Consider the following 9,642-nt stretch of genomic DNA (forward strand, 5'->3'; position numbering starts at 1 on the left):
AATCGCTGGTCCTGCGGCTGGGCACGACGGAGCGGCCGTCCCCCGACGGGTCGGGTCCGCTGCCCTCGGTGCCCGTGACGGTGAGCCTGCGCGAGGCCGGTTCGCTCGGTCTCGCGGGCCCCCGCGAGCGGCTGACCGGTCTCGCCAGGTCTGCCGTGGCGCAGCTCGCCGCCCTGCACTCCCCCGCCGATCTGGAGATCGTGCTGATCAGCGCCGACCGGACGAGAGGCCTGGAGCAGCGCAAGCGGGAGTGGGGCTGGCTCGGCTGGCTGCCGCACGCACGGCCGGCCCACGGCCAGGACTGCCGGCTGCTCCTCGCCTACGACCGGGATCAGGCCGCAGCCCGGCTGGGCGAGCTGACACGCCGGCTGGACGACGGGCCGCTCGGCGCGGCGTGGGCGTCGGCCGACAGCGGGTCCGTGGCCGACGCGGCCGCGCGGTACGAGGGGACGTCCACGCTGGTGGTCGTGGACGGCGACCCCGGCTCGGCGGCCCTGCGCGAGACCACGGCGCGGCTGGCCGGTGCGGGCTCCGTGGCCGGTGTCCATGTGATCTGTCTGGCCGAGACGCCCGCGGCGTCCCCCGTCTCCCCGCTGGCGGCGACCTACGAGACGGCGTGCGCGGCCTCGACGGCCTTCCGGGAGTGCGGGGCGGTGGCCTTGCTGAGCGGCGACGTGGCGACGGCGCTGCGGCTGGTGCGTACGGCGGTGGGCCGGCCCGCCGGGAGCGGCACGGTCGCGACGGTGGACGCGGTGTCCCCCGCGTGGGCCGACCGTTTCGGCCGGGCGCTGGCCCCGCTCCGTACGGAGGCGGGCGGTTCCGCCGCCGGGCGGCGCAGACAGGCGGCGGCGCTGCCCCGTACGGCGCGGCTGCTGGACGAGCTGGGGCTGGCGCGGGCGACCCCGGCGTCCCTGCTGGCGCGCTGGGCATCGGCGGCGGGCAGCACCACGGTCCTGGGCACGGGGCCGCACGGCCCGGTGACGGTGGATCTGGTGGAGGAGGGCCCGCACCTGCTGATCGAGGGGCCGGCGGGCAGCGGCCGTACGGAGCTGCTGCGGGCCGTCGCGGCCTCCCTGGCCGCCGGTGGCCGCCCGGACAGGCTGGGCCTGCTCCTGGTGGACGGCGCGGGCGGTGAGCGCGGCGAGGGGCTGGTGGCCTGTACGGAGCTGCCACACGTGACCGAGCACCTGGTGGCGTCGGACCCGGTCCGGATGCGGGAGTTCGCGCAGGCGCTGGGGGCGGAGCTGAAGCGGCGCGCCGAGGTGCTGGGGCGGCTGGACTTCGCCGAGTGGCACAACAGACGTGAGGTGGCCGAGCGGATGGTGGGCCAGCGCGCGCCGAGCCCCGCCGAGCAGCGCGGTGCGCGGCGTGAGCGCGCCGAGCGGCAGGACGGCGCGCGGCCGGCCGCCGGGACGGGTACACCGGCCGCCCGGCCCGGCGAGGCCGAGCAGCCGCCCGGCGCCGGCCCCGGCGAGACGGACGGCGGCACCCTGAGGCTGCGGCCGACCGCGTCCCGTACCCGCGGCGAACCCGGACCCGGCCCCGTCCTCCCGCGGCTCATCGTCCTCGTCGACGACTACGACGCCCTGGTCGCGCCCGCGCTGGGCAGTCCGGGCCGCCCGACGGCCGGTTCGGTCGTACGGGCGCTGGAGGCGGTGGCGCGCGACGGCGAGCGCCTGGGCGTCCATCTGGTCGCGACGTCCGCCCGTCCCGAGCGGACCTCGGAGACGGAGCTGGCCGGCCGGACCCGGCTGCGGGTGGTGCTGGACACACCGCCGGTGTCGCCCGGCCCGGACGACCCGCTGCCGGGGCGCGGCAGGCTCGGGCATCCGGACGGCCGGGTGACGCCGTTCCAGGGCGGCCGGGTGACCGGCCGGATCCCCCGTACGGCGACGCTGCGGCCGACGGTCGTCCCCCTGGAGTGGGAGCGCATGGGCGATCCGCCGGCGCGTCGGCCGGTGCGCGAGCTGGGCAACGGACCGACGGATCTGGCGCTGCTCGCAAGTGCCCTGGAAAGAGCGGCCCGTTCGGTCTCGGCGGTGCCCGTGGGACCGCTGGGGCCGGTCTGACGGAGCCGGACGACGGGGTGGTCGCCGGGCCCGCCGACCGCTGGCCGAAAGCGGACATCCTGAGGTCGGAGCGCTTTTTGGTCCAGACCTCGGCACCTCGCCGTGCCTTCACATCTCTGAAAAACCCGCTACGTCCGTAAACGACGTCACGAGCCCATCACGATCTTCGAATTGAAGCCCAGGACAGTATTGCGGCCTGCGGTCACGGCGCGTAGGACTTACCGCACGGGACATGGACGGCGTCGTCGACTCGCTCGGGGCGCCGGTCCGCATGCGTAAACATGCGTCAAGATCCGCACGCGCACTGGAGAGACGGGGCAGTCATGCGTACAACTCTTAACGGCCGCAAGGCTTTTGGAGCACGCTCAGCGGCATGGGGTACACAGAGAGCGGCGGTGGCGGCCGCAGTCGTCGGCGCCGTGGTGCTCTCCGGCTGCGGCGGCGGTTCCGACGACAAGGGTGACGACGGGGCCGAGAGCAAGAAGCCCGCCTCGACGGTCGAGCTGCCCAAGCTGGACGGCGAGAAGATCGAAGTGGCCGCGGTGTGGACCGGGGCCGAGCAGGAGAACTTCACCAAGGTCCTCGACGAGTTCGAGAAGCGCACCGGGGCGACCGTCACCTTCGTCCCCGCGCAGGACCCGATCGTCAACTTCCTCGGCACGAAGATCGCCGGTGGCAGCCCGCCCGACGTGGCGATGCTCCCGCAGGTCGGCGCCATCACCCAGGCCGTCGAGAAGAAGTGGGCCAAGCCCGTGGGCGCCGAGGCGAAGGCGCAGCTGGCGAAGAACTACAGCAAGGGCTGGCAGGACCTCGGCGCCGTCGACGGCGAGCAGTACGGTGTCTACTACAAGGCCGCCAACAAGTCGCTGGTCTGGTACAACAACACGGCCTTCGAGAACGCGGGCGCGGCCGAGCCGAAGACCTGGAAGGAGTTCCTGACGACCGCGGAGACGATCTCGGCGTCGGGCGTCACCCCGGTCTCGGTCGGCGGCGCCGACGGCTGGACGCTCACCGACTGGTTCGAGAACGTCTACCTGTCGCAGGCCGGTCCGGAGAAGTACGACCAGCTGGCCAAGCACGAGATCAAGTGGACCGACCCGTCGGTGGCCACCGCGCTGACGACGCTCGCCGAGCTGTGGGGCAAGCCCGCCCTGGTCGCCGGTGGTGCCAACGGCGCGCTCCAGACCGAGTTCCCCGCCTCCGTGACCCAGACGTTCACCGGTGGTGACGCGCCGAAGGCCGGCATGGTCTTCGCCGCGGACTTCGCCGGCGTCAACGTCACCGAGGCCGGCGCCAAGGTCGGTACGGACGCGAAGGTCTTCCCCTTCCCGGCCGTGGGCAGCGACTCCCCGGTGGTGACCGGTGGTGACGCGGCCGTGGCGCTCACGGACAGCAAGGGCGCGCAGGCGCTGCTGACCTTCCTGGCCTCCACGGACGCCGCGGAGATCCAGGCGAAGCTCGGCGGCTTCATCTCGCCGAACAAGGGCCTGGACGGCAAGGCGTACCCGAACGACGTGCAGCGTGACATCGCCAAGGCGCTCATCGACGCCGGTGACGACTTCCGCTTCGACATGTCGGACCAGATGCCGCAGTCGTTCGGCGGTACGCCCGGCAAGGGCGAGTGGAAGGCCCTCCAGGACTTCCTGAAGAACCCGAAGGACGTCAAGGGCGCCCAGCAGCAGCTGGAGTCGGACGCCGCCAAGGCATTCAAGAGCTGACGCGGTGAAGTCGGCGACAACAGGGGGCACCGGCACTTCGGTGCCGGGGCCCCCGCCCCCTGCCAAGGGGAAGCGCAAGAGCGTGACAGGCACACGTAAAGGCTTCGCGGTGGCGTTCCTGCTGCCCGCGCTGGTGCTGCTGGGCGCGCTCGTGGTCTACCCGATCGGGTTCTCCGTCTACAGGTCGTTCTTCGACCAGTCCGGCGACGCTTTCGCGGGCTTCGACAACTATGTGGAGATATTCACCGAGGACACCATCCGGACCGCGATCAAGAACAACTTGATCTGGGTGATCGTGGCACCGACGGTCGCCACCGCCCTCGGTCTGATCTTCGCCGTACTCACCGAACGGGTGCGCTGGGGAACGGCGTTCAAGCTGATCGTCTTCATGCCGATGGCGATCTCGATGCTCGCGTCGGGCATCATCTTCCGGCTGGTGTACGAGCAGGCCCCGGAGCGCGGCATCGCCAACGCCGTCGCCGTGGGCGTGCACGACACCTTCAACGAGTCGGCCGGTTATCCGAAGGCCCGCCCCCTGCCGGTGCATCCGCTGAAGGCGGGCGAGGCCAAGGGTTCGTTCGTCACCAAGACGCCGGTCACGGCCGGCACCCCGGTGCTGATCCCGCTGGTCGGCGTGCCCGCGGGCAAAATGCCGTCGGACGCCGAGCCGGCCGAGGCGGCCGCGAGCGGTGGCGGCGAGATCACCGGCACCGCCTGGCTGGACTTCACCAAGGGCGGCGGCGGCAAGCCCAACGTCGTCGACTCCAAGGAACTCGGCCTGCCCGGTCTCAAGATCGAGGCGGTCAAGGACGGCAAGGTCGTCGCGTCCGCCAGCGCCGCCTCCGACGGTACGTTCACCCTGCCGGCATCGGCCGACGGAGCCGTACTCCAGCTCCCCGAGAGCAACTTCAGGGAGCCGTACAACGGCGTGGACTGGCTCGGCCCGAACCTCGTCACCCCCGCGATCATCGGCAGCTACCTGTGGATGTGGGCGGGCTTCGCGATGGTGCTGATCGGTGCGGGTCTGGCGAGCATGCCGCGTGAACTCCTGGAGGCCGCACGGGTCGACGGCGCGAACGAGTGGCAGGTGTTCCGCCGGATCACCGTGCCGCTGCTCGCGCCGGTCCTGGCCGTCGTGATGGTCACCCTGATGATCAATGTGCTGAAGATCTTCGACCTGGTCCTGATCATCGCGCCAGGCTCCTCCCAGGACGACGCGAACGTGCTGGCGCTCCAGCTCTACCGCTCGTCGTTCGGCACGGACGCCAACGTCGGCGTGGGCAGCGCGATCGCCGTATTCCTCCTGCTGCTCGTGATCCCGGTGATGCTCTTCAACATTCGCCGGATACGAGAGGAGAACCGCCGATGACTACCACCGACACACCGGTCAAGGCGGAGCGGTCGCTGCCCGCCGACACGACGGGCAAGCCGAAGCCGTCCCTGGCGGCCCGGATCGCCGAGAAGGCCGGCAGCGGGGCCGTCCAGGTCTTCCTCATCCTGGTCGCCCTGTTCTGGATGATGCCGACGATCGGTCTGCTGATCTCCTCGCTGCGCGGCTCGTCGGACATCGCGGCGAGCGGCTGGTGGGAGGTCTTCACGAAGCCGGCGCAGCTCACCACCGAGAACTACTCGGAGCTGCTGTCCAACGACATCATCACCAACTCCCTCTGGTCCACGGTGATGATCACGGTCCCGTCGACCGTGCTGGTCGTGGTGATCGGCGCGCTCGCGGGTTACGCCTTCGCGTGGATGGACTTCCCGGGCCGCGACTGGTGGTTCATGCTGGTCGTGGGCCTGCTGGTGGTCCCGGTCCAGGTCGCGCTCATCCCCGTCTCCGAACTCTTCGGCGAGATCGGGATCTTCGAGACGACCTTCGGCGTGGTGATGTTCCACGTCGCCTTCGGACTCCCCTTCGCGATCTTCCTGCTGCGCAACTTCTTCGCGCAGATCCCGCGCGAACTCCTGGAGGCGGCGCGCCTCGACGGCGCGGGCGAGATCCGGCTCTTCGCCCGTGTCGTGATGCCGCTCGGCGGTCCGGCGATCGCCTCGCTCGGCATCTTCCAGTTCCTCTGGGTCTGGAACGACATGCTGGTGGCCCTGATCTTCGCGGACTCCGAGTCCCCGCCGATCACGGTCGCCCTGCAGCAGCAGGTGAGGCAGTTCGGCAACAACATCGACGTGCTGGCGCCCGGCGCCTTCCTGTCGATGATCATCCCGCTGGCCGTCTTCTTCCTGTTCCAGCGGCAGTTCGTCACGGGCGTCATGGCCGGGGCGGTCAAGTAGGGCCACCTCGGGCACCCGTTCGAGGGAGAAGTACGCCAAAAGGGGCGGGCCGGTTCAACTACCGGTCCGCCCGGCGTATTTGTCCCCCGTATGCCACGTCTGGCGTAACCAGGTCACTCCATCGGCCGTTCCCGAGCCATGGCCCGGTTCAGCATCATCGTCCCCGCGTACAAGGTCCAGGCATACCTGCAGGAGTGTCTGCGGTCGGTGCTCGGCCAGACGTACGAGGACTTCGAACTCATCGCCGTGGACGACGGATCACCCGACGCCTGCGGGACGATCATCGACGAAGTCGCGGCCGCCGACCCGCGTGTCGTCGCCGTGCACCTCCCGGAGAACGAGGGCCTCGGCCCCGCCCGCAACGCCGGCATCGCCCGAGCCACCGGTGACTACCTGATCTTCCTCGACGGCGACGACACCCTCACCCCGGGCGCGCTCCAGACGATCGCCGACCGGCTCAAGGAGACGGACGGCCCCGACGTCCTCGTCTACGACTACGCCCGTACGTACTGGTCGGGCGAGGTCGTCCGCAACATCCTCTCCGACCTGCTCGACGAGTCCGGCCCCGCGCCCTTCCGGCTGATCGACAGGCCGGGCCTGCTGAGGGTGCTGATGGTCGTCTGGAACAAGGCCTACCGCCGCGAGTACATCGCCCGGCAGGGATTCGCCTTCCCGCCCGGCTACTACGAGGACACGCCCTGGACCTTCCCCGCGCTGATGGCCGCCGAGTCGATCGCGACGCTCGACCGCGTCTGCGTGCACTACCGGCAGCGGCGACAGGGGAACATCCTGTCCACCACCAGCCGCAAGCACTTCGACATCTTCGACCAGTACGACCGGGTCTTCGCGTTCATCGACTCACGGCCCGGCCTGGACGACTGGCGCCCCGTGCTGTTCCGGCGGATGCTCGACCACTTCTCCAAGCTCGTCGCCGTACGGGGGCGGCTGCCGCGCCACAGCCGCCCCGAGTTCTTCCGCCGGGCCCGCGCCCACCACCGCAGGCACCGCACCCCCGGCTCCGCGCCGCTGCTGCGGGCCCGGCTGCGTCACACGCTGCTGCGGTTCGGCGCCCACCGCACGTACCGCGCCCTGTGGACGGCACAGCGCGTGCGGATGGGCGCCCGGCAGGTCGCCACGGCCCTGGGCCGGGCCGTGCGCACGGGGACGCTGCACCTGCACTACCGGATGCAACGGTGCCTGCCGGTGCGGGAGAACAGGGCGGTCTTCGCCGCGTACGACGGCCGGGGCTACGCCTGCAACCCGGCGGCCATCGAGGAGAAGGTGCGCGAACTCGCCCCGCACATCGGCACGTCGTGGATCGGCCGCGCCGAGTACCACCACACCGTGCCCACCGGCACCCGCAGGCTGCGCCCCGACAGCTTCGGCTACTGGACGGCGCTCGCCCGCGACAAGTACCTCGTGAACAACGTCAACTTCGACCGGCGCCTAGTCAAGCGCCCGCAGCAGATCCTCCTCCAGACGCACCACGGCACCCCGCTCAAGTCCATGGGCCTCGACCTCCAGGACCATCCGGCCGCCGCCCGCCGGACCGAGTTCGACCGGCTGCTGACGGGGGTCGACCAGTGGGACTTCTCCCTCTCGGCGAACCGTCACTCCACCCTCGTCTGGGAGAAGGCGTATCCGGCCGGTCACACGGCGCTCGAATACGGCTATCCCCGCAACGACGTGTTCCAGCACGCCACTTCGACCGACGTCGCCCGGCTGCGGGAGTCCCTGGGCATCCCCGAGGGCTTCACCGCCGTGCTGTACGCGCCCACGCAGCGCGACTACCGGCGCACCCCGTACGTCCCGCTGGACCTGGAGCGGCTCGCCCAGGCGCTCGGTCCGCGCTTCGTGGTGCTGACCCGCGCCCACCACACGTACGAGGCGCCGCTGCCGCACACGCCGCACCCGCGCATCATCGACGTCTCGGGGCACCACCGGGTCGAGTCGCTGTGCCTGGCCGCCGACGCGCTCGTCACCGACTACTCGTCGCTGATGTTCGACTACGTGAACCTGGACCGGCCCGTCGTCATCCACATCGACGACTGGGAGGCGTACGAGGCGGCCCGCGGCACCTACTTCGACGTCCGGGCCTTCCCGCCGGGCGCGGTGGCCCGGGACGAGGACGACCTGATCGACATCTTCACCACGGACCACTGGCGCGGCTCCCGCTCGGCGCAGCTCCGGGCGGCCTTCCGGGCGCGGTTCTGTCCGTACGACGACGGGCTGGCGGCCGAGCGCGTGGTGCGCCGGGTGTTCCTCGGCGAGACGACGGGCCTGCCGGAGCCGGTCCCGCTGGAGGACCGCACCCCGGCGCCCTCACCCCTGCTGCCCCAGCAACGGCACGGACGGAACTTGTCGGACGCGGGCCGCTGAGAACCGGCACCGGCCGGGCCGCGAAAGCGGCCCGGCCGGTGATCGGGAAGAAGGGCACTGGGGTGTGTCCGGAACTCGGCGCCGTCCGCCCGCGAGGCACCGGCTCGCGCCCGCCGTGGAGCGGCTGATGTCCCGTAGTGCGGTGCGTCGCGAGGCGCGGGACGGGCGTTGTGGAGGGACCGGCCGTACGTGGCCGGGTCCGAGGACGCGCCGAGTACACCCGGTGCGAGGCCGGCCCTCCGCCTTGCGACGCACCGCACCAGCCGTCCCCCTGCGGGCGGACGGCGCCATGTGTCGGACACGGCCTAGCGGTCCAGCAGTGCGAACAGTTCGTGCCAGCGGCGCAGGATCTCGTCCTGGGAGTACCGCTGGACGTTCTCCCGGGCCCGGTCCCCCAGGGTGTCCCGCAGCCGGCGGTTGCCCGTCAGGCGCAGCAGCCGGTCGGCCAGCGCGTCCGTGTCGCCCGGCGGCGCCAGCAGCCCGTCCTCGCCGTCCCTGACGATCTCCCTGACGCCCGGCGCGCAGTCGAACGCCGCGCACGGCACCCCGCTCGCCATGGCCTCCATGAGCGCCAGCGGGAAGCCTTCACCCCGCGAGGACTGGACGAAGACGGAGCACTCGGCCAGCGCGCCCGGTACGTCGTCCGTACGGCCCATCCAGTCGACCGACCCGTCCAGCCCGAGCGCCGTGCACCGCTCCTTCAGCGCCCCCTCGTCCTGGCCGGCGCCGTAGATCCGCAGACGCCAGCCGGGCCGCTCCCCGGTCACCGAGGCCCAGCTCTCCAGGAGCAGGTCGATGCCCTTCTGGTCGTCCAGCCTGCCGATGCTGGCGACGTTCTTCCCGGTGCGCGCGGAGGGCGTCTTCGGCAGCGAGCCCAGCGCGTTGGGCATGGCGCCGACGTTGTCGAAGCCCTCCGCGATCCAGGCGTCCGCGTCCTCCTGGGTGAGGGTGAGCCAGCGGTCGACGTGCGGATAGCTGTTCTTGATCCAGCGGAAGCGGTGGCACCGTCTGCTGTACTCGTACGACTCGTGGCTCATCCCGATCAGCCGCAGACCCGTGGTGTCGGCCTCCAGGACCCACTCCATCGGCCAGACCTGGGTGACGATCACCAGCGCGCCGGGCCCGGCCGCCCGGAAGATCTCCGAGAGACGGGCGACGGCCCGCCGCTTGCCCGCGACCCTGACCGCCTCACG

6 protein-coding genes are annotated in these 9,642 nt (G+C 71.5%); 5 read left to right on the forward strand and 1 reads right to left on the reverse strand.

Going from position 1 to position 9,642, the window contains the following annotated elements:
- The 5 genes from GXP76_RS31235 to GXP76_RS31255 all read left to right on the forward strand — a co-directional run.
- Positions 1–2,069: FtsK/SpoIIIE domain-containing protein (locus GXP76_RS31235; RefSeq protein WP_277994025.1), on the forward strand; the 2,069-nt coding region annotated here is incomplete at its 5' end.
- 323 nt (positions 2,070–2,392) lie between these two features.
- On the forward strand, positions 2,393–3,787 hold the full coding sequence (locus GXP76_RS31240) for an ABC transporter substrate-binding protein (protein ID WP_242574990.1): 1,395 nt from the start codon (positions 2,393–2,395) through the stop codon (positions 3,785–3,787).
- A 4-nt stretch (positions 3,788–3,791) separates the two neighbouring features.
- Complete coding sequence (locus tag GXP76_RS31245) at positions 3,792–5,156, forward strand: carbohydrate ABC transporter permease (RefSeq protein ID WP_374363274.1); 1,365 nt, start codon at positions 3,792–3,794, stop codon at positions 5,154–5,156.
- The gene (locus GXP76_RS31250) at positions 5,153–6,070 is read left to right on the forward strand and encodes a carbohydrate ABC transporter permease (RefSeq protein ID WP_242574991.1); all 918 of its coding nucleotides are present in this window, start codon (positions 5,153–5,155) and stop codon (positions 6,068–6,070) included. The genes GXP76_RS31245 and GXP76_RS31250 overlap by 4 nt, the downstream gene beginning before the upstream one ends.
- Positions 6,071–6,208: 138 nt before the next feature.
- Positions 6,209–8,449, forward strand: a complete 2,241-nt coding sequence (locus GXP76_RS31255) for a bifunctional glycosyltransferase family 2 protein/CDP-glycerol:glycerophosphate glycerophosphotransferase (protein ID WP_242574992.1) — start codon at positions 6,209–6,211, stop codon at positions 8,447–8,449.
- Between the two features lie 305 nt (positions 8,450–8,754).
- Here the strand turns inward: GXP76_RS31255 and GXP76_RS31260 are convergent.
- The coding region (locus tag GXP76_RS31260) for a glycosyltransferase (protein WP_242574993.1) at positions 8,755–9,642 on the reverse strand (888 nt) is incomplete at its 5' end.

Origin of the sequence: Streptomyces sp. NP-1717 (assembly GCF_022695985.1) — a bacterium.
Taxonomy (GTDB): domain Bacteria; phylum Actinomycetota; class Actinomycetes; order Streptomycetales; family Streptomycetaceae; genus Streptomyces.

Excerpts from the sequence above, each read along its gene's own strand:
- GXP76_RS31240 (WP_242574990.1), top strand. The coding sequence starts at position 2,393 with ATGCGTACAACTCTTAACGGCCGCAAGGCTTTTGGAGCACGCTCAGCG.
- GXP76_RS31250 (WP_242574991.1), top strand. The coding sequence starts at position 5,153 with ATGACTACCACCGACACACCGGTCAAGGCGGAGCGGTCGCTGCCCGCC.
- GXP76_RS31255 (WP_242574992.1), top strand. The coding sequence starts at position 6,209 with ATGGCCCGGTTCAGCATCATCGTCCCCGCGTACAAGGTCCAGGCATAC.